This window comes from Falsiroseomonas frigidaquae (assembly GCF_012163145.1).
Classification (GTDB): domain Bacteria; phylum Pseudomonadota; class Alphaproteobacteria; order Acetobacterales; family Acetobacteraceae; genus Falsiroseomonas; species Falsiroseomonas frigidaquae.
Genome location: NZ_JAAVTX010000007.1, coordinates 158,666 through 183,551, shown reverse-complemented (window position 1 = coordinate 183,551; position 24,886 = coordinate 158,666). Strand labels below are relative to the sequence as shown.

The 24,886-nt window shown below is 68.4% G+C and carries 18 protein-coding genes and 2 tRNA genes; 11 read left to right on the top strand and 9 right to left on the bottom strand.

Annotated features, from left to right (window positions below; all coding sequences use genetic code 11):
• Positions 1-155 precede the first annotated feature (155 nt).
• The 9 genes from HB662_RS23530 (at position 156) to HB662_RS23490 (ending at position 10,931) form a co-directional block, all read left to right on the top strand.
• On the top strand, positions 156-2,570 hold the full coding sequence (locus HB662_RS23530; RefSeq protein ID WP_168053483.1) for a 1-deoxy-D-xylulose-5-phosphate synthase N-terminal domain-containing protein: 2,415 nt from the start codon (positions 156-158) through the stop codon (positions 2,568-2,570).
• A complete protein-coding gene (locus HB662_RS23525) occupies positions 2,567-3,574 on the top strand; it encodes a class I SAM-dependent methyltransferase (RefSeq protein ID WP_168053481.1) in 1,008 nt (335 codons plus the stop codon). The genes HB662_RS23530 and HB662_RS23525 overlap by 4 nt, the downstream gene beginning before the upstream one ends.
• A 44-nt stretch (positions 3,575-3,618) precedes the next feature.
• Positions 3,619-3,699: transfer RNA gene (locus HB662_RS23520), tRNA-Leu, on the top strand.
• A gap of 142 nt (positions 3,700-3,841) precedes the next feature.
• Positions 3,842-5,188, top strand: a complete 1,347-nt coding sequence (gene tig, locus HB662_RS23515; protein WP_168053479.1) for a trigger factor — start codon at positions 3,842-3,844, stop codon at positions 5,186-5,188.
• Between the two features lie 302 nt (positions 5,189-5,490).
• Positions 5,491-6,135: an ATP-dependent Clp endopeptidase proteolytic subunit ClpP gene (clpP, locus tag HB662_RS23510; protein ID WP_168053477.1), complete on the top strand. Its 645-nt coding sequence runs from the start codon at positions 5,491-5,493 to the stop codon at positions 6,133-6,135.
• A 178-nt stretch (positions 6,136-6,313) separates the two neighbouring features.
• A complete protein-coding gene (gene clpX / locus HB662_RS23505) occupies positions 6,314-7,570 on the top strand; it encodes an ATP-dependent Clp protease ATP-binding subunit ClpX (RefSeq protein WP_168053475.1) in 1,257 nt (418 codons plus the stop codon).
• A 177-nt stretch (positions 7,571-7,747) separates the two neighbouring features.
• Positions 7,748-10,168 carry an endopeptidase La gene (lon, locus tag HB662_RS23500; protein WP_168053473.1) on the top strand — a complete coding sequence of 807 codons (2,421 nt, stop codon included), beginning with the start codon at positions 7,748-7,750 and terminating at the stop codon, positions 10,166-10,168.
• 302 nt (positions 10,169-10,470) lie between these two features.
• Positions 10,471-10,743: an HU family DNA-binding protein gene (locus tag HB662_RS23495; protein ID WP_168053471.1), complete on the top strand. Its 273-nt coding sequence runs from the start codon at positions 10,471-10,473 to the stop codon at positions 10,741-10,743.
• 113 nt (positions 10,744-10,856) lie between these two features.
• Positions 10,857-10,931: transfer RNA gene (locus HB662_RS23490), tRNA-Val, on the top strand.
• A gap of 728 nt (positions 10,932-11,659) precedes the next feature.
• Here HB662_RS23490 and HB662_RS29825 read toward each other — a convergent pair.
• From HB662_RS29825 to HB662_RS29820, 9 genes are read right to left on the bottom strand one after another with little or no spacing between them, the layout of a single operon-like run.
• On the bottom strand, positions 11,660-14,437 hold the full coding sequence (locus HB662_RS29825; protein ID WP_168053469.1) for a hybrid sensor histidine kinase/response regulator: 2,778 nt from the start codon (positions 14,435-14,437) through the stop codon (positions 11,660-11,662).
• Between the two features lie 42 nt (positions 14,438-14,479).
• Positions 14,480-15,118: a chemotaxis protein CheX gene (locus tag HB662_RS23480; RefSeq protein WP_168053467.1), complete on the bottom strand. Its 639-nt coding sequence runs from the start codon at positions 15,116-15,118 to the stop codon at positions 14,480-14,482.
• Complete coding sequence (locus HB662_RS23475; protein ID WP_342449575.1) at positions 15,115-15,486, bottom strand: response regulator transcription factor; 372 nt, start codon at positions 15,484-15,486, stop codon at positions 15,115-15,117. Before HB662_RS23475 ends, HB662_RS23480 begins: the two co-directional genes overlap by 4 nt.
• A 57-nt stretch (positions 15,487-15,543) precedes the next feature.
• Positions 15,544-15,807 carry a hypothetical protein gene (locus tag HB662_RS23470; RefSeq protein ID WP_168053463.1) on the bottom strand — a complete coding sequence of 88 codons (264 nt, stop codon included), beginning with the start codon at positions 15,805-15,807 and terminating at the stop codon, positions 15,544-15,546.
• Positions 15,804-17,711: a chemotaxis protein CheA gene (locus HB662_RS23465; RefSeq protein WP_168053461.1), complete on the bottom strand. Its 1,908-nt coding sequence runs from the start codon at positions 17,709-17,711 to the stop codon at positions 15,804-15,806. Before HB662_RS23465 ends, HB662_RS23470 begins: the two co-directional genes overlap by 4 nt.
• Positions 17,708-18,553: a CheR family methyltransferase gene (locus tag HB662_RS23460; RefSeq protein WP_168053459.1), complete on the bottom strand. Its 846-nt coding sequence runs from the start codon at positions 18,551-18,553 to the stop codon at positions 17,708-17,710. Before HB662_RS23460 ends, HB662_RS23465 begins: the two co-directional genes overlap by 4 nt.
• Positions 18,550-19,635 carry a chemotaxis-specific protein-glutamate methyltransferase CheB gene (cheB, locus tag HB662_RS23455; protein ID WP_168053457.1) on the bottom strand — a complete coding sequence of 362 codons (1,086 nt, stop codon included), beginning with the start codon at positions 19,633-19,635 and terminating at the stop codon, positions 18,550-18,552. The genes HB662_RS23460 and cheB overlap by 4 nt, the downstream gene beginning before the upstream one ends.
• Positions 19,632-21,083: a chemotaxis protein CheW gene (locus HB662_RS23450; protein ID WP_168053455.1), complete on the bottom strand. Its 1,452-nt coding sequence runs from the start codon at positions 21,081-21,083 to the stop codon at positions 19,632-19,634. Before HB662_RS23450 ends, cheB begins: the two co-directional genes overlap by 4 nt.
• A gap of 4 nt (positions 21,084-21,087) precedes the next feature.
• Entirely contained in the window at positions 21,088-22,935 is a 1,848-nt protein-coding gene (locus HB662_RS29820; RefSeq protein ID WP_280865370.1) for a methyl-accepting chemotaxis protein, read from the bottom strand.
• 394 nt (positions 22,936-23,329) lie between these two features.
• On the opposite strand from HB662_RS29820, the gene HB662_RS23440 reads away from it, so the two are divergent.
• Entirely contained in the window at positions 23,330-24,637 is a 1,308-nt protein-coding gene (locus HB662_RS23440) for an NAD(P)/FAD-dependent oxidoreductase (protein ID WP_168053451.1), read from the top strand.
• 54 nt (positions 24,638-24,691) lie between these two features.
• A complete protein-coding gene (locus tag HB662_RS23435) occupies positions 24,692-24,886 on the top strand; it encodes a hypothetical protein (RefSeq protein ID WP_168053449.1) in 195 nt (64 codons plus the stop codon).

Sequence of the window (24,886 nt, the reverse complement as noted above, 5' to 3'; positions counted from 1 at the left end):
CTATCGCACAAGAGCGCGCCGACGATCGATCGGTTCATCGTCTTCACTTACCCGTGTAAAGGCTCCAAGGGAGGCAAGGCGGCGGAATTGGCACGGGCGGCTTCGCGTCCTGGCCGCCGCGTCCTATCCTGCCGGCAAATGTCCAGGAGGCGCAGATGACCGCCGAACGCCCCATCCGCACGGTGCCGCAGGCCCAGCCGCATGCCCCGGCCCTGGCGCGTACCGACGCCCAGCGCCTGCGGCTGCTGCATGCGCTGGAACGCAAGCTGCTGTGGCTGTCCGCCTGGATGATCCACCACGCCAACCACATCCGTCCGAACCGGGACGGGCTGAAGGTCGGCGGGCACCAGGCCTCCTGCGCCTCCTCCGTCTCCATCCTGGCGGCGCTGTATTTCGAGATCCTGCGGCCACAGGACCGGGTGGCGGTGAAGCCGCATGCCGGCCCGGTGTTCCACGCCATCAACTATCTGCTCGGGCGTCAGGAGCGGGACAAGCTTTCCACCCTACGGCAGTTCGGTGGCATCCAGCCCTATCCCAGCCGGGTGAAGGATGGCGCGGAGGTGGATTTCTCCACCGGCTCCGTCGGCCTCGGCGTCGCGCTGACCAGCTTCGGGTCGCTGGTGCAGGATTATGTGAAGCTGCACGGGCTGGGGCGGCCGGAGCTTCCGGCGGGGCGGCATGTGGCAATCGTCGGCGACGCCGAGCTCGATGAGGGCAACATCTACGAAGCCCTGCTGGAGGGCTGGAAGCACGATGTCCGCAATGTCTGGTGGGTGGTGGACTACAACCGCCAGAGCCTCGATTCGGTGGTGCCGGACCGGCTGTTCGGCCGCATCGAGGGCCTGTTCCGGGACATGGGCTGGAACGTCGTCACCCTCAAATACGGCCGCCGCCTGGAAGCCGCCTTCGCGCGGGAGGATGGCGAGGCGCTGCGTCGCTGGATCGACGACTGCCCAAACAGCCTGTACGCCGCGCTGACCTTCCAGGGCGGCGCCGCCTTCCGCCGCGCGATCCTGGCCGAGCTCGGCCGGGTGGATGGGGTGCGTGCCATCATCGACCCGCTGGACGATGACGAACTGGCGGCGCTGATGACCAATCTCGGCGGCCACGACATCGAGACGCTGACCGAGGCGTTCCGCGTCGCGGCGGCGGAGGGCGACCAGCCCACCTGCTTCATCGCCTATACGGTCAAGGGCATGGGCCTGCCCTTCGCCGGGCACAAGGACAACCACGCCGGGCTGATGACCAAGGAGCAGATGGCGAGCTTCCGCGACGCCATGGGCATCCGGGACGGCCATGAGTTCGACCGCTTCGAAGGCCTGGACGTGCCGGAAGCCGAGCTGGAGGCGTTCCTGGCCAGCATCCCCTTCGCCCAGCCCCTGGCGCCCGAAGGCCGGCAATTGCAATCACCGACCATCCCGGTGCCAGCCAGCCTGCCGGCGCCGCGCGTCCCGCCGGGACGGATGATGTCCACCCAGGGCGCCTTCGGCGAGATCCTGGCCGAGATCGGTCGCGGGCAGGGGGAGAATGCGGCGCTGGCCGAGCGCATCGTCACCACCAGCCCGGATGTCACCGTCTCGACCAATCTCGGCCCCTGGGTGAACCGCCGCGGCATCTTCGACCGTCACCTGAAGAACGACGTGTTCCGCGATGCCAAGCTGGCGAGCGCGCAGCGCTGGGGAATGGGGCCTGAAGGCCAGCACATCGAACTCGGCATCGCCGAGCAGAACCTGTTCCTGCTGCTCGGCGCACTCGGCCTTTCGCATTCATTGTACGGGGCGCGGCTGCTGCCTGTCGGCACGGTGTACGACCCCTTCGTCAACCGCGGTCTCGATGCGCTGATCTATGGCTGCTACCAGGATGCACGTTTCCTGCTGGTCTCGACGCCATCCGGCCTGACCCTCGCGCCGGAGGGCGGCCAGCACCAGTCGGTCAACACGCCGCTGATCGGCATGGCCCAGGACCGGCTGGTGGCTTACGAGCCCGCCTATGCGGATGAGCTCGCCATCCTGATGCGCTTCGCCTTCGAGCACATGCAGAAGGCGGATGGCAGCGCCGTCTGGCTGCGCCTGTCCACCCGCGCCCTGGCCCAGCCGGAGCGCAGGCTGGACCCGGCGGGCGTCATCGCCGGCGGCTACTGGCTGGTGCCGCCCGGCCCCGGGTCGAAGCTCGCCATCGCCTATCAGGGCCCCGTGGCGCCAGAGGTGCGGGAGGCCTTCGACGCGATCCGGGAGGATGTGCCCGATGCCGGCCTGCTGGCGGTGACCAGCCCGGACCGGCTGCAGGCCGGCTGGCTGGCGCAGGGCCGCGCGCGGCGCCAGGGCCAGCCCGGCGAATCGACGGTGGAGAAGCTGCTGGCGCCGCTGGCACCCGATGCGGCGCTGGTGACGATCCTGGATGGCCATCCGGCGGCGCATGCCTGGCTGGGCTCGGTGCGCGGCCAGCGCGTGGTGCCGCTCGGCGTGGACCGCTTCGGCCAGGCGGGCGACCTGCCGGACCTCTACGCCGCCTACGGCCTTGATGCGGCGGCGATCCTGGACGCCTGTGCCGCGGCGGTGCTGGGCCGATGAGCGCGCCGCAGCCGGTCCCGCCGCGCCGGGGTGAACGCCTGGCGACGCTGGAGGATGTCCGCGCCGCCTATCGCCTGATCCTGGGGCGTGAGCCGGAGAATGAGGCCGTGCTGAGCCGGCATCTGGCGCAGGTGCCGACCCTCTCCGCGCTGCGGGCCCGCTTCCTCAATTCGGAGGAGTTCCGCGGCGCGACTCCGGGCGGCGACAAGCCGGTCATGCTGCCGCTGGCACCCGATGCGCTGCCGGTGGAGGTCGCGGCGGACCCGGCGCGGCTGCAGGCCATGCTGGAGCGGACCGGCTCCTACTGGGCGCAGGTGGGGCAGGAGGCGCCGCATTGGTCGGTGCTGACCAACGAGATCTACCTGCCGGACCGGATCGCGGAAACGAAGGGCGCCTTCTACGCCACCGGCGCCGTCGATGCGGATCTCGTGCGCCGGACGCTGCGCCGCCACGGGCTGGACCCGGCGCATCTTCCCCGCTGCGTGGAATATGGCTGCGGCGTCGGCCGTGCGACCCTGGCGCTGGCCGCGATCTTCCAGCGCGTCGTCGGCTGCGACATTTCCCGGCCGCATCTGGACCTGGCGCGGGCCGAGGCCGCCCGCCGCGGCCTTGCCAATGTCGCCTGGCACCACAGCAGCATCGCGGCACCGATGCCCGGCGGAGCGTGGAATTTCTGGTACAGCCGCATCGTGCTGCAGCACAATCCGCCGCCGGTGATCGCGCATCTGCTGCGCCTGGCCTTCGCTGGCCTGGCCCCGGGCGGCATCGCCCTGTTCCAGGTGCCGACGCATTTCCAGAACTACCGCTTTTCGATCGACGCCCATCTGCAAGACCCGCGCCCCCCGACGATGGAGATGCATGCGCTGCCGCAGCACCACATCTTCGCCCTGGCCGCGGAGGCGGGGCTGGAGGTGCTGGAGGTGCGGGAGGATACCCACGCCGTGACCGCCCACACCTCGACCTGGCTGTCCAACATGTTCCTGCTGCGCCGTCCCGCCGGCTGATGCCCCTGGCGATGGGGAAGATGGCGCGATAGGAAGGCGGCTGCGCGGGCGTGGTGGAATGGTAGACACGCTGGTTTTAGGTACCAGTGGCGCAAGCCATGGGGGTTCGAGTCCCTCCGCCCGCATATTCCCGCCGCCTATGCCGGTGCCGATGGCCCGGTTTCGGGGCCTTCCCCATTGCCCCCGGCGCCCTTGGGCGGTAACGGGGCGAGCCTCAAAGCGTCTTGCGCCCGTCATGGGCGCCTCTGTGCATAAAGAAGGTCCGAAATGCAGGTCACCGAGCTTCCCGCCGAGGGGCTGAAAAGGGCGTTCCAGGTCGTCGTCCCGGCGGCCAGCCTCGCCGAAAAGCGCGACAAGCGCCTGAAGGAACTGGGCGCGGATCTCCGCCTGCCGGGCTTCCGCCCCGGCAAGGTGCCCACCGCCGTGGTCAAGCAGCGCTACGGCCAGGCCGTGGCCGGCGAGGTGCTGGAGCAGTCGGTGGACGACGCGACCCGCCAGGTGATCGCCGATCGCGGCCTGCGCCCGGCCATGCAGCCGAAGATCGAGCTGGTGAACTACAGCGAGGGCGCAGACCTCGAATACAAGATCGACCTCGAGCTGCTGCCCGAGATCCCGATGCCGGACTTTGCCACCATCGAGCTGGACCGCCAGAAGGCGACTCCGGGCGACGCCGAGATCGACGCCTTCCTGGCCACCATGGCCGGCCGCCTGGCGAATCTCGAGGACGTGGCCGAGCCGCGCCCGGCCGCCAAGGGCGAGATGCTGGTGGTCGATTTCGAGGGCCGCACGAAGAACGAGGACGGCAGCCTGTCCGAGCCCTTCCCGGGCGGCACCGCCACCGACACCCCGATCGAGGTGGCCGGCGAGGGCTTCATCCCCGGCTTCACCGAGCAGCTCGAGGGCATGTCCCCGGGTGAGCAGAAGGAGATCAACGTCTCCTTCCCGGCCGAATACGGCTCCGCCGCGCTGGCCGGCAAGGATGCGGTCTTCGCCATCAACGCCAAGGCGCTGAAGGTGAAGGTGCTGCCGGCGATGGACGATGAATTCGCCAAGCGCCTGGGCCTGGAAGACATGGCGACGCTGCGCGCCAAGGTGGCCGAGAACCTGCAGGGCGAATACGACAGCCTGGCCCGCATGAAGGTGAAGCGCGCTTTGCTGGACGCGCTGGCCGAGAAGGCGGTGTTCGAGGTTCCCCCCGGCATGGTCGAGGGCGAGTTCACCCAGATCTGGCAGCGGGTGGAGCAGGACCTCAAGGCCGGCAAGCTGGACGCCGACGACCAGGGCAAGGACGAGGACACGCTGAAGGCCGACTACCGTGCCATCGCGGAGCGCCGCATCCGGCTCGGCCTGCTGCTGTCGGAGATCGGCCGGACCAACAACATCCAGGTCTCGAACGAGGAACTGAGCGCCGCGATGCGGCAGGAAGCCTCCCGCTACCCGGGCCAGGAGAAGCAGGTTCTGGAGTATTTCCGCAAGAACCCGCAGACCATCGAGAACCTGCGCGCGCCGATCTTCGAGGAGAAGGTGGTCGATTTCGTGCTGGAGCTGGCAAAGGTGACCGACCACCAGGTCGAGCCCACCGCGCTGACGGAGCAGGAAGAAGCGGCGGCCTGATCCGTCGCCATTCAGTCTGGGCTGCGCGGGGCGGTGCCATCAGGCCCCGCCCCGTTTGCTTTGCGGGACTTGCCAAGGGCGGCCCCGGCCCCCAATTCCGACCGCCGGCCACGGATATTCGTGCGGCGGCTTCCGCAGAGGGGGGCTTTGCGGGGCGCGCGGCTTTCCCCATCTTAAGGGGAATGGCAGGGATTCGCTGTCAGGCTGCGGCTTTGGTTGCCGGGCCGGTTTGGTTGCCCGGACGGGGTGTGCCGGGAAAGATTCGCCCAGGCCGGTAACGGACGGGCATGAAAGGGACCACCATGCGTGACCGCGATCCGGTCGAGTTCTACAACAGTTCGCTCGTCCCCATGGTCGTCGAACAGACGGCGCGTGGCGAGCGGGCCTACGACATCTATTCGCGCCTGCTGAAGGAGCGGATCATCTTCCTGACCGGGCCGATTTTCGACCAGGTTGCTTCGCTGGTCTGCGCGCAGCTGCTGTTCCTGGAGAGCGAGAACCCGAACAAGGAGATCGCCTTCTACATCAACAGCCCGGGCGGCGTGGTGACGGCCGGCCTCGCGATGTACGACACGATGCAGTACATCCGCAGCCCGGTTTCCACCGTCTGCGTCGGCATGGCGGCTTCCGCCGGCAGCCTGCTGCTGACCGCCGGCGCCAAGGGCAAGCGCTTCGCCCTGCCGAACAGCCAGGTGATGATCCACCAGCCCTCCGGCGGCGCCCAGGGCCAGGCGAGCGACATCGCCATCCAGGCGCGGGAGATCCTGAAGACGCGGGAGCGCCTGAACCGCATCTACGTGCACCATACCGGCCAGTCGCTCGAGGAAATCGAGGCCAAGATGGAGCGCGATACCTATATGACGGCTGAGGAAGCGCGCGATTTCGGGCTGATCGACCAGGTGGTGGAACAGCGGCCGGTTCCGCCCTCGGATGCGGTGAAGATCTGAACGCGGCAGCAGAATGGGGCGGCCCGACGCCGCCCCGGCGCTGCCACGGTGCTTGTTGCACTTTCCCCCGCGGCTTTGCGGGGCTACATTCCTTTGTTTCCCGCCCCCCAGCCGGGGGGCAGGTGTCCCGGTCCGTCAGCCTGCGAGGCGGCCGCGGCTTGAGGCTTTCGGAGCGCGCATGAGCAAGTCCGGCGACTCGAAGAACACCCTGTATTGCTCGTTCTGCGGCAAATCGCAGCACGAGGTCCGGAAGCTTATCGCCGGGCCTACCGTGTTCATCTGCGATGAATGCGTCGAGTTGTGCATGGATATCATCCGCGAGGAGCACAAGACGCACCTCGTAAAGTCCCGTGATGGCGTTCCGACGCCGCGCGAGATCTGCAAGGTGCTGGATGACTACGTCATCGGGCAGGACCACGCCAAGAAGGTCCTCTCCGTCGCGGTGCACAACCATTACAAGCGCCTGGCGCATGGCGGGAAGACCGGCGAGATCGAGATCGCCAAGTCCAACATCATGCTCATCGGCCCCACCGGTTCGGGCAAGACGCTGCTGGCCCAGACGCTGGCGCGCATCCTCGACGTGCCCTTCACCATGGCGGATGCGACCACGCTGACGGAGGCGGGGTATGTCGGTGAGGATGTGGAGAACATCATCCTCAAGCTGCTGCAGGCCGCCGACTACAATGTGGAGCGTGCGCAGCGCGGCATCGTCTACATCGACGAGGTCGACAAGATCAGCCGCAAGTCTGACAACCCGTCCATCACGCGGGACGTGTCCGGCGAGGGCGTGCAGCAGGCGCTGCTGAAGATCATGGAAGGCACCGTCGCCTCGGTGCCGCCGCAGGGTGGCCGGAAGCATCCGCAGCAGGAATTCCTGCAGGTGGATACCACCAACATCCTGTTCATCTGCGGCGGCGCCTTCGCGGGGCTGGAGAAGATCATCGGCTCCCGCGGCAAGGGCTCCGGCATCGGCTTCGGCTCCGAGGTGCGGGCGCCGGATGAGCGCCGGACCGGCGCCATCCTGAAGGAGGTCGAGCCCGAGGATCTGCTGAAGTTCGGCCTGATCCCGGAATTCATCGGCCGCCTGCCCGTGGTGGCGACGCTGGAGGACCTGGATGAGAAGGCGCTCATCGAGATCCTGACCAAGCCGAAGAACGCGTTGGTGAAGCAGTACCAGAGGCTGTTCGAGATGGAGGGGGCGAAGCTCACCTTCACCGAGGACGCCATGAAGTCCGTGGCAACGCGGGCCATCCAGCGCCGCACCGGCGCCCGCGGCCTGCGCTCGATCATGGAGGCGATCCTGCTCACCACCATGTTCGACCTGCCCGGCCTCGAGGATATCGAGGAGGTGGTGGTGAACCGGGAGGTGGCCGAAGGCCGCGCCAGCCCGCTGTTCATCTACGGTGAACGCCCCGCGGAGCAATCTGCGGGGTGAGTGCCAGGATGGCTCCCCTGGCATGAGGACCCCGCATGGGGCGCGCCTTGTGATGGTGGGGAAGGGGGGCCATCTGTTTGACAATCCCGTGGCGCCGGGAGCCGTGCCGAGAACCAGGCGCCCAGGTGGGTCGTCTGGGGGCGGCTTCCGCGCCGATCGTCCAAAGTGAGGTCCGATATGGCGGCAAATCCCACTGAACCCGTCCGCGGCGAACTGCTTCCCGTCCTGCCGCTGCGTGACATCGTTGTTTTCCCCCACATGATCGTGCCGCTGTTCGTCGGACGCGAGAAATCCGTCCGCGCCCTGGAAGCGGTGATGCGCGACGACAAGCAGATCCTGCTGGTCGCGCAGAAGAACGCAGCCCAGGATGATCCGGGTGCCGATGACCTGTACCAGGTCGGCACCGTCTCCACGGTCCTGCAACTGCTGAAGCTGCCGGACGGCACCGTGAAGGTGCTGGTTGAGGGCGGCCGCCGCGCGAAGATCGATGCCTATAAGGGCACCGAGCCCTATTTCGAGGCCTTCGCCGCCACCGCCGAGGAGCCGCCGAAGCCCGAGGGGCGTGAGCTGGAGGCCCTGGCGCGCACCGTGGTCGCGCAGTTCGAGCAGTACATCAAGCTCAATAAGAAGATCGCGCCCGAGGTGCTGGTCTCGATCAACCAGATCGAGGAGCCGGCCAAGCTGGCCGATACGGTGGCCAGCCACCTGAACCTCAAGATTTCGGAAAAGCAGGAACTGCTGGAGATCGAGGGCGTCGGCCCGCGGCTCGAGCGGGTCTTCGCCCATATGGAATCCGAGATCGGCGTCCTGCAGGTGGAGAAGCGCATCCGGAGCCGCGTGAAGCGGCAGATGGAGAAGACTCAGCGCGAGTACTACCTGAACGAGCAGCTCAAGGCGATCCAGAAGGAACTGGGCGAGGGCGAGGAAGGAAAGGACGAATCGGCGGAGCTGGAGGCCAAGATCAAGGCCACCAAGCTGTCGAAGGAAGCCCGCGAGAAGGCGATGGCGGAGCTGAAGAAGCTCAAGACCATGTCGCCGATGTCCGCCGAGGCGACCGTCGTCCGCAACTACCTCGACTGGATGCTGTCGATCCCGTGGAAGAAGAAGACCAAGATCCGCAACGACATCGTCGCGGCGGAAGCGGTGCTGGACGCGGACCACTACGGCCTTGAGAAGATCAAGGAGCGGATCATCGAATACCTGGCGGTGCAGACGCGCAGCCCGAAGATTCGTGGCCCGATCCTGTGCTTGGTCGGCCCGCCCGGCGTCGGCAAGACCTCGCTCGGCAAGTCGATCGCCAAGGCCACCGGCCGCAATTTCGTCCGCATGAGCCTCGGCGGCGTGCGGGACGAGGCGGAGGTGCGCGGCCATCGGCGGACCTACATCGGCTCCATGCCCGGCAAGGTGCTGCAGGGCATGAAGAAGGCGAAGTCGTCCAACCCGCTGTTCCTGCTCGACGAGATCGACAAGCTGGGCGCCGATTGGCGCGGCGACCCGTCCTCGGCGCTGCTGGAAGTGCTGGATCCGGAGCAGAACGGCACCTTTAACGACCATTACCTGGAGGTCGATTACGACCTGTCCGACGTGATGTTCGTGACCACGGCCAACAGCCTGCGCATGCCCCAGCCGCTGCTGGACCGCATGGAGATCATCCGCATCCCCGGCTACACCGAGGATGAGAAGGTCGAGATCGCCAAGCGGCACCTGCTGCCGAAGGTCAGCGAGGCCAACGGCCTGAAGGCCGGCGAGTGGTCCATTTCGGACGAGGCGCTGCGCGACATGGTGCGCTACCACACCCGCGAGGCGGGCGTGCGCAACCTGGAGCGCGAGCTTGCCGGCATCGCCCGCAAGGCGGTGAAGGAGATTGTCGCGAAGAAGTCCAAGAAGGTGGCGGTCAACGTCAAGAACCTGGACAAATTCGCCGGCGTCCGGAAGTTCCGCTACGGCGAGGCCGAGGCCGAGGACATGGTCGGCGTCGTCACCGGCCTAGCCTGGACCGAGGTGGGTGGCGAGATCCTCACCATCGAATCGGTGGTGCTGCCGGGCAAGGGCGCGGTGAAGACCACCGGCAAGCTAGGCGATGTGATGCAGGAAAGCGTCTCCGCGGCGCTGTCCTATGTCCGCAGCCGCTCGATCAACTTCGGCATCAAGCCGACGGTGTTCGAGAAGCGGGACATCCATGTGCACGTGCCGGAAGGTGCGACGCCGAAGGATGGACCCTCCGCCGGCGTGGCGATGGCGACCTCCATCGTCTCGGTGCTCACCGGCATCGCGGTCCGCAAGGACATCGCGATGACGGGCGAGATCACGCTGCGCGGGCGGGTGCTGCCGATCGGTGGCCTGAAGGAGAAGCTGCTGGCGGCGCTGCGGGCCGGCGTCACCACAGTGTTCATCCCGAAGGAGAACGAGAAGGACCTGGCCGAGATCCCCGACAACGTGAAGAAGAACCTGACCATCATCGCGGTCAGCCACGCGGATGAGGTGATCTCCCAGGCCCTGGTGCGGAAGCCCGAGGCCATCACCTGGGAGGAGCCTGCGGAGCCCGCTCCGGGTGCCGGTGGGGCCGCAGCTGACGGGGCGACCGTTCGCCCGCACTGAGGCCGCAGGACGTGGATTGGGAAAGGGGCGTGCGCCGGGCGGTGCACGCCCCTTTTTCGTTACGGGCTTTTCCTGCGTCCAGACGCGCGGGAAACTTGGGATTTTTCGGATGCAACGGTTGGGAAGCGCGGTCGCCTGCTGTTTTTCCGCCGCATGTGCTGCACGAATGGCGGATATCCGCGGCGAATCGGCGGCCGTGACGTTGACGCCGCTGAAAGCGCGCTCCTAGTGTGCCCCCAAGACGAGGCTGATTCGGGCCCGTTTCACCACGACATGCACAGGAACCTGAAGGGGGGTCCCACATGAACAAGCAGGATTTGGTCGCCGTTGTTGCGGAGGCTGCCGATCTTCCCAAGGCCAAGGCGGGCGATGTTCTCGACGCGGTTTTCGAGGCGATCGAGAAGGCATTGAAGAACAACACCGAGGTCCGCCTGGTTGGCTTCGGCACCTTCAGCACTTCCAGCCGCAAGGCTGGCAAGGGCCGCAACCCGCGCACGGGTGAGGAGATCAAGATCCCGGCCACGACGACCGTCCGCTTCAAGGCCGGCAAGGGGCTCAAGGACGCCGTGAACTGAACCTGCCGCATTCCAGCGGTTGGTGTGGAAGGGCCGGCCCGCAGGGGCTGGCCTTTTTGCCGTCCAGGGGCCTTGGCGCCTTGCCAGCTTGGCGCTACGGCATGGTCTGCGAGGGGCGCTTAGCTCAGCGGTAGAGCGCCTGTTTTACACACAGGTGGTCGGCGGTTCGATCCCGTCAGCGCCCACCATAGATTCCCCGGGAAGCCGCCCTCTGGCTGCCGCGGGGCAGCCGGCCGCAAACCAGACCGGGCGCGGCGGCATCTTCACCTGATCCGCCTGGCCGGCAGGGGCGGGTAGGGGTGTTCCTCGACGACGGCGTTGCTGGCCGCAGAACGGCACCATGCGCGAGTGGATGCGTCTCGAGGCGGAGGAGCACGCGGTGCTGCCTCAGCGAGACGCTGCAGACGCCCCCCCCGGCTGGCAGCCCTTCCCTGGTGGGTACGCTGCTGCCCCTGAACGCGTCAGACGCGCTTGCAGTGGCAGCCAGGGTCAGGCTCTACACGCCGCCCCCGGCTGGTCGATCCAGGCCGCCTGTGGGCCGCGCTGAGCTGCTGGGCGTGCCTCCGCATCGCCGCGGGCACCAATGGTCCGATTGGCGGCTGCAAGGCTCGGACTATTCTCCGCCCTCCGATCCCGCTGCTCGGCATGCCACCAGCGCGACGCGGAGATCCAGCAGCAGCGCGTTCCGCTTCTCATGGCGAGGATCAGGCTGTGCCGAGGCCGCAGCCAGCAGCGACCCTTGCCCGTCCGGCTGCGCAGGGTCGGTCGAGGTGGCCGTACGGTTGGCGGCTGGCGCCTGGCTGAGCAGGCCATGCCGGATGGCCGGCCCTGGCGTGGGGACATGATGGACGCCTCCTCGCAGCCAGCCTCGCTCTCGCCTGGTAGATCTGGCGAGGCCTCGGGCCGCGGAGGAGCATCAGTCCCTGGCCGAACCTCGCAGTATGAAATCGATCCGCTGACCGAAATCATCCACCGAGAACGGCTTCTTGATGATCTCCATCCCTTCCATCAGGAACTGGCTCTGCTCGGAAGCGTCCTTGGCGTAGCCGGTCATGAATAAGACAGGCAGGTCCGGGCGATGTTCCCGGGCAATTTCCGCGATTTGGCGGCCGTTCAGGCCTGGCAGGCCGACATCCGTGACCAGCAGGTCAATTCGTCGCCGGGATTGCAGGATGGGCACCGCCTCCTTCCCGCCCTCGGTCTCGATGGCATCGTAGCCCAGTTCCCCCAGGACCTGCAGCACGACCAGCCTTACCGAGGGATCGTCCTCGACCACCAGCACGGTCTCGCCGGTTCCAAGCACTGCCGGGCCGGCGATCGATTCGTCGCCGGTCGACAACTCGCCCTGGAAGCGAGGCAGGAAAAGACGGATCTCGGTGCCTTTGCCCGTCTCGCTGACTATCTTGATGTGACCACGGGATTGCTGAACGAAACCGTAGATCATCGACAGGCCCAGGCCGGTTCCCTGGCCCACCGGCTTGGTCGTGTAGAAGGGGTCGAAGGCCCGCGCGAGGACCTCCGGAGCCATTCCGCAACCCGTGTCCTTCACACAGATCTCGACGAAATCACCGGCAGTCGCGACGTCGGCATCGCTCAGGTCAGTGGCCGAGAGCGGGGAATTCTGCAGCGTGATCGTCAGCTGCCCGCCATCCGGCATCGCGTCACGGGCGTTGATCGCCAGGTTGAGGATGGCGCTTTCCAGCTGGCTTTCGTCGGCGACCGCGGGCCACAGCTCAGGGCCGACGTGAATCGCCAGCTGTATCCCTTCGCCAAGCGATCGGCGGAGCAGGTCCTCCACCGATTGCACCAGGGTACTCACATCGAGAGGGCGGCTATCGAGGGTCTGCCGGCGTGAGAAGGCCAGAAGGCGATGCGTCAGGGCAGCCGCGCGCTGGCCGGATTTCACGGCCGCATCGAGATAGCGGTCGACATCATGCAGGCGGCCCTGGCTGATACGCCGCCGCGCCATGTCGATGCCCCCGATGATGCCGGTCAGCATGTTGTTGAAGTCGTGGGCAAGGCCACCTGTCAGCTGGCCGACAGCTTCCATCTTCTGGCTCTGGCGGAGCTGGTCCTCGAGGAGCTTGCGCTGTGTAACGTCGCGGCCGATCCCGTAGATCGTTCCATCCTCCGCGATGCCGGTCCAGCTGACCCAGCGGTAGGACCCGTCCTTGCTGCGCAGGCGTATGTCGAAATCCGAAATCGATTCGCCGCGCCGAAGTGCCGCAAGCTGGAAGGTGAGGTTATTCAGCTCATCCGGATGCACCAGCCGATCCATCGAGGAGCCGACGAGTTCCGACCGCTCGAAGCCGAGCAACGCGGTCCAGGCGGGATTGACGGATTTCTGCAGTCCGTCCGGGCCGATGACGTTCAGCAGGTCGCGCGAAAGGTTCCACACCCTGTCGCGCTCCTGCGTCCTCAACTCCACGCGTTCCTCAAGGCTCTCCGTCAACACCCGTAGCTGTGCCTCGGAGCGCTTGATCGTCGTCACGTCATAGATGACGCCGGCGAAGATGACCCCGCCACCAACCGCGCGCCGGTACTCGCCGCGCGAGGCAAGCCAGCGCTCCTCGCCCGTGTCGGCGCGCGTGATCCGGCATTCGTGGAACGCAGTGCCGGCCGCCATCTGGCCGTCACGATTCTGGATGATCGCCTGGTCCTCGGGGTGGACGACGGAATTGATCGTGCGGACCGGCAGGCTCTGGGCCGGACGCAGGCCCAGCAGACGGCAGAATTCGCCGGACACATCCGCCGTGCCGTAGCCGCTGAGATATTCGAAAGACCCTACGCCACCGGCGGTCTGGGCAATGTACAGGCGCTCCTCGACCTTGCGCTGCTCGGTGATGTCGGTCAGCACGCCGGCGAAGCGCAGCGGCTTCTCCTCGGCATCGAGATAGGTGCGGCCGCGCGCCGAAACCCAGCGCACCTCGCCCTGGACAACCACCCGGAAGTCACGGGCAAAGACCTCGGCGCCCTGCAGCGCCCCGGCGACGGCAATGCGCATCCGCATGCGGTCGTCTTCATGGATCGGCTTGAAGAAGGCGGCGGCGGGCAGATCGGCCGGTGTAGGCTCCAGGCCATAGATCCTGGCGAAGCGCGCATCCACGATCAGGCGGTTGGTCGCGATATCCCATTCCCAGGCGCCAGCCGCGGCCGCCGAGACCTGGGCGAGCCGCAGGCGTTCCTGCGCCTCGTCCAGCTTCTGGCGGCTTCGCCGCAACTCCTGGTTCCGGCTTTCCAGGACATACTCGCTCGTGACGTCGGCCTGGCTTGCCAGGTGGAAGGCGGGCAAGCCCTCGGCATCGCGGATCGTGGTGATGCTCACGCGATTCCAGAAGCTGGCGCCGTCCCGGCGCCTGTTCAGGATGTCCGCGGTGGCCGAGCCGTTCTGCGCGATCGCGGAATGGAGGCGGGCAAGGGTGGCGGGATCCGTGTCCTCCGCGTGCAGGAAGCCGGAACTGCGGCCAACGATCTCCGCGGAGGCAAAGCCCGTCAGTGCCTCGAAGGCTGCATTGGCGAAGATGATGGTGTCGCCGGGTGCCCGTGCATCCGTCGCGGTGAGGGCTACGCCGGACTTGCCGAGGATCTCCAGCCACGGGCCCGCAATGGCCGACAGGCGCTCCAGCGCCTCTGCCCGTCCCACGTCGTTCGAAGGCCGTAACGACGGCGCTGCGGTCTGATCGCGATTAAGCATGACCGGAACCAACGCAGCACAGCCGGCGCGGTTCTGCCAAGGCTAGATCTCTTCGCCCATGACCTGCCGGATGAATTCGGAGATCAGCAGCCGCAGCGCCTGGATCGAGGGCAGGTCCATCAGCATGGAGATGTAGCCGCGGATGTCGTGGTTGTTGATGGCGAAGTTGATGTAGAGGAAAAGCACGATGCCGCCATCGGTCTCGGGCCTTCGTGATTCGAACAGCAACGACCCGTTGCTGCGCAGCACCTCGGGCAGCGACATGGTCAGGGGCTGCTTCAGCATGTTCGCCATGGTGGCGAGGCAGCTGTTGAGCACGATGTTGCCGGTTTCCGCCAAGGCCTCGTTCTCGATCGCGGCAGCCTCCTCCAGGGTGAGGGATTCGCCGGCCACGGCGCGGACCATCGCCAGGCTGTTGCTTTCGGGAAAGATCAGAAGTGCGCGGCCGGAAAAGGCGCCGTCGAAATCCTGGCGCACGGCGACCATCTGGCCGTACTCCCGCTCCCGGATCAGGGTGATGGCGCCGCTGCGGGAAACGACTTCCAGCGAGGGAACCGAGAGCAGAACCTGCTGGCCCACCATCTTGCGAAGACTGACAGCGGCGCGGCTGACGCCAATATTGACCAACTCGGTGAGGGCGTCCCGCTCCATATCCTCCAATGTGGCCGCCTGGGCCGTCATCGCGCGGCGGGCCGAAGCCGCAGCGCCGCACCGGAGATGAAGCCACGGATCCCCTCCTCCGTAACCGGCTTGGCAATGAAGCTCGCATTCGCCGCGCGGGCACGGGCGACGATCTCGTCCTGAACATTGGCTGTCGCCACCGCGAGCGGCATGGCCGGGAACCGCGCCCGCAATTCTTCCGCCAGGGCAAGTCCGTCGCGGCCCGGCATGTTGAAGTCGATGATGGCGAGGTTTACCGACTGGGCATTCACGGCCGCGACCGCTTCATCCGCATTGCTCGCCTCGATACGCACCCATTCAGGCTGCAGCGCGGCGATCGCCTTGCCGACGACGATGCGGGCCAGCTTGCTATCGTCGACGATCAGCACCGTTGTGTCCATGAAAAGTACTCCTGTAGTTCGCGGCACATGGAAACCGCGGAGCCACTATAAGTTGGATGGCTTGGCCTGTCTCTTCACCAGCAGGGCAGGAAGCAGCAGATCCCTGAGAAACGGCGATGCGGGTATGCCCTCGACGCGGGGCCCGAGGGCAAGGAGGGCCTGCACGACCGCGCCATGCAGGGATTGGCAGGCCGAAAGATCAACCAGACTGACACCGCTGGTCTGCAGCAGGGCCGTCAGGGACTCTGCATCTTCCAGGTGGCAGGAGCCTTCCAGCCGGAGCACGGCACCATCGAGCCGGACCGTCATGCGACAAGCTCCGCCAGATCCAGGATCATCAGCACGCTGCCATCCGCCAGGAGTGTCGTGCCCAGCATGCCCGGTGCATGGGCCAGCAGACCGTTCATCGGGCGCAAGGCGATATCCAGACGGTCGACGAATGCATCCACCGCGAAGGCTATTGGCTCTCCACGTACCTTCGCAATCACGACCCGTTGGGATTCCGCCAGCGCCGCCCGCCGCGTGCCGACCAGCTCCCCCAGGCCGACCAATGGCAGCACCTGGTCGCGAAGCTGAAAGGCCCATCCGGCCCTGATGGGGACGACCCGGCCCGGGGCCAGGCGCGCCGTCTCGACCACCGCGTCCAGGGGCAGGCCGTAGCGTTCTTCGCCGCAGGCGACGACCAGGATCTGGATCAGCGTCATCGCGACCGGCAGGCGGAACTGCACCTGCGTTCCCCGTCCCGCCGCGGAGGTGACGGTGACCCGGCCGCCGAGGCTCGCCGCGGCGGATCGCACCACATCCATGCCGACGCCGCGGCCCGAGAGCGTCGTGACAGCCGCCGCGGTGGACAGCCCCGGCGCGAAGATGAGGTCGATCGCCGCCACGTCGTCCAGCCGCGCGGCATCCTCCTGCGTCAGCACGCCTCGCTTCACGGCCAATGCCCGGATGGTCGCGGCATCGATGCCGGCGCCATCATCCGCGACCTCGATGACAACCTGGTCGCCCTCGACGCGGGCGGCGAGGCGGATGCTGCCAGCTTCCGCCTTGCCTGCCCGCCTGCGGGTCGAGGCTTCCTCCATGCCGTGGTCGAGCGCGTTGCGCAGGACGTGCAGCAGCGGATCGGACAGCGCGTCCACCAACGCCTTGTCGACTTCGACATCGCCCCCCTCGACCACCAGCTCGGCCTTCTTGCCGAGCGATCGTGCGATGTCGCGCACCAATCGGGGAAACCGCGCGAATAGCGGTGCAAGCGGCACCAGCCGGACCCGTCCGACCGTCGCATGCAGATCCCCGGCGAGGCGGTCGAGCCGCGCCTGCCGGAGGCGCAGGGCCTGGCCGAGCGCGTGCCCGCCAGGCAGGGATTCGGCCTGGGCGGCGAGTTCGGCCAGGCCGCCCTTCGCGATGACGAGGTCGTCGGCAAGATCCGCCAGCCGGTCGAGCCGCGCCGCATCGACGCGCAAGGTCCGCCGAGCGGGCCCGCCACCCGCCGACCCGGCCTGCGCGGCCGGGACGAGCTCGGCGAAGGCCACCTGGTCCGCAACGAGCCGGAAGCCCGCCTCGACCTCCGCCCGCCCGGCGGCCGAGACGGCCTCGATGACGAGGTTGCAGGTGAACGGATCGTAAGGCTCGGACGAATCCCATGGCACCCGCGCCGAGAGGCGGAGTGCCGTCACCTGGGGAATCGCCGCAGTGATGGCGATGGGGTCATCGCCGAAGTAGTAGCAATCCGGGCGCGGCACGTAGCGAATGGCGATGCCGGACAGCCCATCGAAATCCGGCGGAATGCGCCAGGATGGTTGCGCGGGCTGCTCCTCGGCCATTACCGGCGCGCCGCCGGCGTCGCGGATGCGGTGTGCCGCAGCCTGGCCGATGGAGCCCGCATCGGCCGGAAGCCTGCCGTCGCGCTCCAGCGCATCGAACCAGCGATCCACCTGGTCAACCATCTCGATCAGCGCGTCGATGTCGCCGGGCGTGCTGGCCTGGCCGTCGCGAAGGGCGGCGAGCCGATCCTCTGCGGCATGCAGCAGCTGGCCCATGGCCTCCAGGTCGAACAGCCCGGTCGAGCCCTTCAGCGTGTGCAGGGCGCGGAAGCAGGCCTCCATCGCGGCCGCATCGTCCCGCCGCAGGGCCAGCGCCGACAGTCCGCGAGCGGCCTCGGCGACCAGTTCGCGCCCCTCGACCAGGAATTGGGCCATCAGGTCCTGGGTCATGTGGCGGGCGGTCGCTGGAACACGGTGGCGTCCTCGAAGCGGCGAACGTCGAAGCGCTGGCTGATGCGGCTCATGGATTCGGTGTGGCCGAGGCAGAGGAAGCCAGCGGGCGCCAGCCGGTCGAAGAGGTTCCCCGCCGCGAGCAGCCGCGACTCCTCATCGAAGTAGATGAGCACGTTGCGACAGAAGATCACGTCGAAGACGCCATGCACCGCCATGCTCGCCGCATCGATCAGGTTGGCCGGGCTGAAGCTAACCGATTCCCGGAGGTCCTGGATGATCCGCCGCTGGTGCCGCCTGGCCGGCTCGAAATAGGCATCGCGCAGCCCCGGCGGAAGCCGCGACAGGGCGCGCTCCCCATACAGGCCCTCCCGCGCCGCCTCCAGCACGCGCGTGTCGATGTCCGATCCGATGATCTCGACATGGTAGGCATCCACCAGCCGCCAGTTCTCCAGCAGCCAGATGGCGATGGAATAGGCCTCCTCCCCTGTGGAGCAGGGAACCGACCAGATCCGGATCTTGTCGCCAGGCTGCCGGGTGGTGATCAGCTCCGGCAGCAGCGACCGGCTCAGGCAGGCCAGCTGGTGTTCCTCGCGGTAGAAATAGGTTTCGTTGATGGTGAAGGCGTTGACCAGCGTCTCGCGCTCCGCGGCATCGGTGCGCAGGCGGCCGAAATAGGTGGCGAAATCGCTGATCCCCGTTGCGGCGTAGCGGTCGGCCAGCCGTCGCTCAATGTAGTAGCGCTTGGTCTCGCCGAACAGCATGCCGGTCTGGCGGTACAGGAAAGCGCTGAGGCGCTGCAGTTCCGCGGCGGACAGGGACGCGCTGCCGGGGTCGCTCATGGGGTTGCGACCAGCCCGGCCAGCCGCGCCGCGATCGCCTCCAGCGGCGCGATGATGCCGGCCCCGCCCGCCTTGACCAGCGCGCCGGGCATGCCCCAGACGATTGCCGTTTCCTCGGCTTCGGCGATGGTGCGCCCGCCGGCCTGCAGCAGGGCGGCCATGGATGCCGCGCCGTCATTGCCCATGCCGGTCATCAGGATGCCGATGAGGCGCTGCGGTGGCAGCTGTGACATGGCGCTGCTGACCAGGCGATCCACGCTGGGATGCCAGCGAAGGGCGGGATTCGCCGGCGTCGGCAGCACGATGGCGCCGGCGGTGCGCTGGCTGACGATCATGTCCGCATCGCCGCGGGCGATGTGGACGTAGCCGGCCTCAATCGGCATCGGCCGCGTAACCTCCTTCACCTGCAGCGCGCACAGGCCATCGAGGCGCCGGGCGAGCGAGTCCGTGAAGGCGGCCGGCATGTGCTGGGCGACCAGGATCGGCCAGGGAAAGCTGGCCGGCAGCTGCGACAGCACCGCCTCCAGCGCCGGTGGCCCGCCGGTGGAGGTGCCGATGATCACCAGGCCCGGAAGCGCCTCCGCCGGTCCGCCGCTGGCGATGGCCGCGGCGGCGGGCGGTGCGGGTGGCTGCGGCGGCGCGGGCCCTCGCGCCCGCAGGCGCTCCGCCAGCCTGTGCGAAGGGCGGATGCGGACCTGGCTGGCGGCGCGCACCTTCTCGATGAGGATTGGTGCGAAGCCATCGATGGCGAGGGAGACGACGCCGCCCGGCTTCGGCACGAAATCCACCGCGCCCAGGTCCAGCGCCTCCAGCGTCGCCGCGGCGCCTTGCGTGGTCATGGAGGACACCATGACCACCGGGCAGGGCCGCTCGACCATGATCCGGTCGAGGCAGCGCAGGCCCCCCATGCCGGGCATCTGCACATCCAGCGTGATCACCTCCGGCCGGAAGGCATGCAGCTGGACCAGCGCTTCCGCGCCGTCGCGCGCGAAAGCCACCGAGAAGCCGCCATCCTGCTCGAATGCCGCACCCAGCACCCGGCGCATCAGAGCAGAATCGTCGACGATCAGGATCTTGATCACGGGGGGGAGGGGTTGGCCGTCAGGTCCCGCAGCAGGTCCGCCTCCGCCAGGCTCAGCAGGGCGGCCGGATCGATCAGCAGGATCACCCGGCCATCGCGCTCGAGGGCGCGGTCGAACTGGCCGGCACCCGCCTCCGACAGGTCCGGCGACGGGAGGATCTCGCCAGGCTCGACTTGCAGGATCTCCGTGACCGCATCCACCGCGAAGCCGGCCTGAAGCTTGCCGAGGGTGAGGACGACGATCCGCCCGCGCGTCTCGCCTTCGCCCGGCACCGCGAAGCGGCGGCGCTGGTCGATCACCGGAATCACCCGGCCGCGAAGGTTCAGCACCCCCTGCACATAGGCTGGCGCCCGCGGCAGGCGTGTCAGCGTGCCGGGCAGGCGCACCACCTCGTCCACGGCGCCGATCGGCAGCCCGTAGCTCTCGTTGCCGAGGCGGATCACCAGGAAGCGTTCGCGCCCCTCGGCCCGGGCCCCGGTGGAAGCCGCGGTCGCCATGCTCTCGTCCTCCTGCTGGTCTGCCGCCACCAGATGCCGCGCGACCCGGTCATCGGCGAGGAGGCAGGCGGGCGAAAGGATCGCCACCAGGCCGCGCCCATCTGGCTGGCGCAGCACATGGCCGATGCGGGCCTCGCCGCCGCCCTTGTTGAACAGGCTCGGTGCCGGGCCCACCCGGTCCGGCGCGACGCGCAGGATGGCGCTGATGCGGTCCACGACCAGGGCCATACGCTGCCCGGCCACATGCGTCACCACGATCTGCTCGGAGCCCAGGCGAGGGCGATCCGGCAGGCCGAGCAGCAGCCGCAGCGACAGGGCAGGGAGTACCGCCTCGCGCAGGATGAAGACGCCCAGCAGCACCTGATCGGTCTGCGGCAGCGTGGCGATCGCCGCAGGCAGGGCGAGGACCTCCGCGACGCTTTCAAGCGGTAGCGCGTAATCCTGCCCCGCCAGGGTGAAGGCGAGGAAGGATTGTTCCTGCCGGACCGCTGCCGAGGTGCCGGCCACCGCCTCCGGGCGCTGCGGCGCCTGCCGCGCTGCACCGCGAAACGCCGTCGCGAACCGCGCCTCCAGCATTGCCGACAGGTCGAGCGAGGTGCCGCCATCCGCCTGTTCCAGCAGCAGCCGGCCGGCCTCGGGAAGTGGTCCGGCGTGCTCGACCGCCTGCAGCGCCTCGACCGCCTCGACCGCCAGGCCGAGCGGCGGGTCGTGGCGCAGCACCACGATACGCTCCACCGCTCCCGCAGGCTGGGCCGCGTCGAGCATCTGGCGCAGCGACAGGACGGGAAGAACGGTGCCGCGCAGATGGATGACGCCGAGCAGCCCCGGCGGTCCGTTCGGCACGCGGGTCATCTGCCGCGCGCCGATTACCTCGGCAACGCCGCTGGCCGCCATGGCCAGGCGCGCCCCGCCCGCCCGCACCGTAAGCCGGTGGCCCATTTGCCCGGGCACGGCCTCAGCGATCCGGCGCCTGCTGAAGCTCATTCGCCAGCAGGGCGATCTCCTCGATCGCGACGGCGAGATCCTCGGCGGTCTGCGACTGCTGGCGCGCCGCCGCGGCGGCCTGGGTCGCGGCGCCACTCGCCTGTTCCGCCGCCGCGGCGATCTGGCCGATGCCTGACAGCACCTCCGTGCTCGCCGCCACGATGGTCTGGCTTGTCGTGGCGAGATGCTCGGCACCCGCCTGCAGGATGCCGCTGTCATTGGCGACCAGGCTCAGCCGCTCCTCCAGGGTCTGGTTCCTCTGGATCTCCGCTTCGGACATCAGCGTGATCTGGTCCACCTCGCGCCGGACCCGGGCGATGCGCGCGACGATCTCGACCAGAAGGTCCTTCACCGATTCCGCGTTCTGCGCCGCGTCGCGGGCGAGGGTGCGGACATCGCCGGAGACCACCGCGAAGCCACGACCGGCCTCGCCAGCCCGGGCCGCCTCGACGCCACCACTCGTCGCGAGCATCGTCGTCTGCACCGCGATGAGGCCCAGGCCGTCCACCACGCGGCCCACCGCCGTCGCCTGAGCTTCCAGCCCCTCGATCAGATTCTGGACATCCTTGCTGCCGGCCACGGCCGTGGCGACGCCCTGGGTGAGACCGGCAACGGCAACGCGGCCCTCCGCAAGCTGCTCCTGGATCGTCGCCACCCGGCCCACCCTGGCGCGCGCGCCGGCCTCGAAGCTGCGGGCCGTGGTCTCGATCTGCCTTATGGCCGTGCCGGCCTGCTGGGTCGCAGCGGCCTGGATCTGGGCGCCGCGGCTGATCTGCTCGATGGCGACGAGGATCTCGCCCGCCGAGCCCGACAGTTCCTGCACGGTCGCCGACAATTCCTCGGCGGCAGCAGCCGAGCCCTGGGCCGCCTCGGCGCTGCCACCGCCCCTGACCAGCCCCTCGGCCATCTCGGCCAGCGCCGCGGCCGCCGCCTGGCTCTGTTCGAGCACCGTGGCCTGCTGCTCGACCGCAGCCTGGGCTTCCGCCGTGGCCGCGGCCTGCTCCTCCGCGGCGCTTGAGATGATCTCGGCGCCCTTGCGCGCCTCATTCATCGCGGAGACCGCCTCGACCGCCGCCGTCAGGATGTGCTGGCTGTCCTCGCCCAGCGCGGCCATCTCGCTCCGGAGCGTGCCGAGGATGGCGCCGAAGCGTGCCGCCGTGCGGGCCTCCCCCTCGGCGGTCGCGGCGGCGTCGCGCAGACGAGCTGCCACATCGCGCACCGAGGCAGCGATGGCCTCGGCCAGATTGTTGATATCGAGGGACCGCAACTCCGCGGCCTGGGCCAGCGCGCGGATCTCGTCAGCGATCACGGCGAAGCCGCGACCCTCATCGCCCGCGCGCGCGGCCTCGATCGCGGCGTTCAGCGCCAGCAGGTTGGTCTGGTCGGCGATGTCGGCCACGCTCCGGGTGATCTCGCCGATCCGCCCGGCATGCGCTTCCAGGGCGCTCACCACCTCGACCACCGCCAATTGCCGTTGCGCATTCGCGCCGACCGCGCGGATGGAGGCATCGATGGCCGCGCTGGACTGGCTCAGCAACGCCTGCAGCGCGTCCGTGCGCTGCCGGGACGTATCCGCCAATTCGCGTGCCCGGTCGAAGGCGGCGGCCATGCCGACGACGGCGGCGAGTGATTCATGCGCCGCGCCGGCGGCCTCCTCGGCGCCCGACGCGATCATGGTGAGCGACCCGCGGAGTTCCTCCACCGCGCTGGCGGCTTCGGTGATGCCGCCGGCCAGTTCGAGGCTGGCCGCCACCATGCGGTCACCGGCGGTGTCCTCGCCGGAGCCGGCCAGGCGCCGGGCCGAGGGCGATGACTTCAAGGGGGAGCGCACGACGTCCTTCGCCGGGGCGCCTGGCGTCCTGGAGCGGCCAGTCAGGGTCGTCGTCTTAACCAGCGCCATTTCATGATCCAGAACGCGACGAGGTTGCTGATTGGGGTCGTCCGGCCTTCGATTTCAGAAGGCGAGGATCAGGCCCCAACTAAGCATACCTGTGCAGGCAAGCCCATGATCTCGCGGCGAAGCCGGAGCCGCTCACGCGGATGGCATGATGCCTGGCTCCGACGAGCATCGCTGCCAGGCGGCCCGGAGCCGCCTCGGCAAGGCGCGGCACATGAGCCGGGGCATGGCACGCGGGGCCGCATTCGAGATCTGGTGGCGCGAGATGTGCGGCAGGCTGTTGACGAGAGCCGTTGCGCCGACGACGCTGAGTCCGATGCAGCACGCGCCAGAAGCCGATGTCCTCGTCATAGGTGGCGGCCCCGCCGGGTCCACCGCCGCCACGCGCCTTGCCATGGCAGGCCGCTCCGTGCTGCTGCTGGAGAAGGAGGCGCATCCGCGCTTTCACATCGGCGAGAGCCTGCTGCCGCGCAACCTCGATGTGCTGGAGCGCCTCGGCGTGCTGGAGGAGGTGCGTCGGATCGGCGTGCACAAGCCCGGCGCGGAATTCGTCTCCGACCGCACCGGCCGCAGCGCGGCATTTCCCTTCGCCCAGGCGCTGAACAAGGCGCGGACCCATGCCTGGCAGGTCAAGCGCGCTGATTTCGATGCGCTGCTCTTCGCCAATGCGCGCAGGCATGGCGCAACGGCGCTGGAGAACACCCGGGTCACCGATATCGCCCTCGCCGCGCCGGGTGAGCGCGCCACCGTCACGGCCAGAAGCGGGGATGGCGCCAGCCTGCAGTTCCGTCCGCGCTACGTGCTCGATGCCTCCGGCCGGGATACCTTCCTCGCTGGACGGATGCGGGTGAAGGAAACCAACAAGTACAACAACACCGCGGCCGCCTATGCGCATTTCCGCGGCGTGCTGCGGCGGGAGGGGGAGCTGGATGGCTATATCAGCATCCACCTGGCGGAGGATGGCTGGTTCTGGCTGATCCCGCTGCAGGACGGGCTGATGAGCATCGGCTTCGTCGGCAACCAGGATGCCTGGAAGGGCCGCAAGGGCACCGCCGCCGAGCTGTTCGCCGCCCGCATCGCCAGCAGCCCGACGGTCGCGGCCCGCGTGCAGGGCGCCGAGATGGTGTCCGAGGTCTATTCCACCGGCAACTACAGCTACCGCGCGCGCCAGGGGCATGGCGAGGGCTTCCTGATGATCGGCGATGCCTTCGGCTTCGTCGACCCGATGTTCTCCACCGGCGTGCTGATGGCGATGACGGCGGGCGAGCTGGGTGCGGAGGCCGCGGATGCCTGGCTGGATGACCCGGTGCGCGGCCAGAAGCTGGCGGCGCGCACCAATCGTGAGCTGGCCCGTGCGATGGACCGCATCGGCTGGCTGATCTACCGGATCAACGACCCGGTGATGCGATCGCTGTTCATGGCGCCCCGCAACACGCTGTGGATGCGTGACGGCATCATCAACATGCTCGCCGGCAATCTGCGCGGCGATCCGCGGGCGGTGCTGCCGATCCTGTCCTTCAAGGCCGTCTTCCACGTGCTGTCGGCGCTGCACCGCCACGGGCTCGGCCCGGCGATGCCGGAGAAGCGACCGGAGGCAGCCCCCGTCGCCATGGCCGCGGAGTGACGCGTCGCGCGCCGACGCAGTAGTGTGGCGCAGGACCACGGAGGCTCCCGCACGATGCGCCCGATTCTGTTGACCTCGCTCTGCCTGCTGACCCTGGCCGCCTGCGAAAGCAGCCGGCCTGCCGCCCGCACCGGGGAAGCGCTGGATCGCGCCGGGACCCGGACCGGCGAGGCGGTGGGGCGCGCGGTGCAGGATACCGGGGCTGCGGTCGGTCGCGCCGGCGACTGGGTGCGCAACCGGACCCAGTAG

Bases quoted from the DNA above. Each gene is read 5' to 3' on its own strand.
- HB662_RS23530 (WP_168053483.1), top strand. From the start codon at position 156: ATGACCGCCGAACGCCCCATCCGCACGGTGCCGCAGGCCCAGCCGCAT.
- HB662_RS23525 (WP_168053481.1), top strand. From the start codon at position 2,567: ATGAGCGCGCCGCAGCCGGTCCCGCCGCGCCGGGGTGAACGCCTGGCG.
- tig (WP_168053479.1), top strand. From the start codon at position 3,842: ATGCAGGTCACCGAGCTTCCCGCCGAGGGGCTGAAAAGGGCGTTCCAG.
- clpP (WP_168053477.1), top strand. From the start codon at position 5,491: ATGCGTGACCGCGATCCGGTCGAGTTCTACAACAGTTCGCTCGTCCCC.
- clpX (WP_168053475.1), top strand. From the start codon at position 6,314: ATGAGCAAGTCCGGCGACTCGAAGAACACCCTGTATTGCTCGTTCTGC.
- lon (WP_168053473.1), top strand. From the start codon at position 7,748: ATGGCGGCAAATCCCACTGAACCCGTCCGCGGCGAACTGCTTCCCGTC.
- HB662_RS23495 (WP_168053471.1), top strand. From the start codon at position 10,471: ATGAACAAGCAGGATTTGGTCGCCGTTGTTGCGGAGGCTGCCGATCTT.
- HB662_RS29825 (WP_168053469.1), bottom strand. From the start codon at position 14,437: ATGCTTAATCGCGATCAGACCGCAGCGCCGTCGTTACGGCCTTCGAAC.
- HB662_RS23480 (WP_168053467.1), bottom strand. From the start codon at position 15,118: ATGACGGCCCAGGCGGCCACATTGGAGGATATGGAGCGGGACGCCCTC.
- HB662_RS23470 (WP_168053463.1), bottom strand. From the start codon at position 15,807: ATGACGGTCCGGCTCGATGGTGCCGTGCTCCGGCTGGAAGGCTCCTGC.
- HB662_RS23465 (WP_168053461.1), bottom strand. From the start codon at position 17,711: ATGACCCAGGACCTGATGGCCCAATTCCTGGTCGAGGGGCGCGAACTG.
- HB662_RS23460 (WP_168053459.1), bottom strand. From the start codon at position 18,553: ATGAGCGACCCCGGCAGCGCGTCCCTGTCCGCCGCGGAACTGCAGCGC.
- HB662_RS23440 (WP_168053451.1), top strand. From the start codon at position 23,330: ATGCAGCACGCGCCAGAAGCCGATGTCCTCGTCATAGGTGGCGGCCCC.
- HB662_RS23435 (WP_168053449.1), top strand. From the start codon at position 24,692: ATGCGCCCGATTCTGTTGACCTCGCTCTGCCTGCTGACCCTGGCCGCC.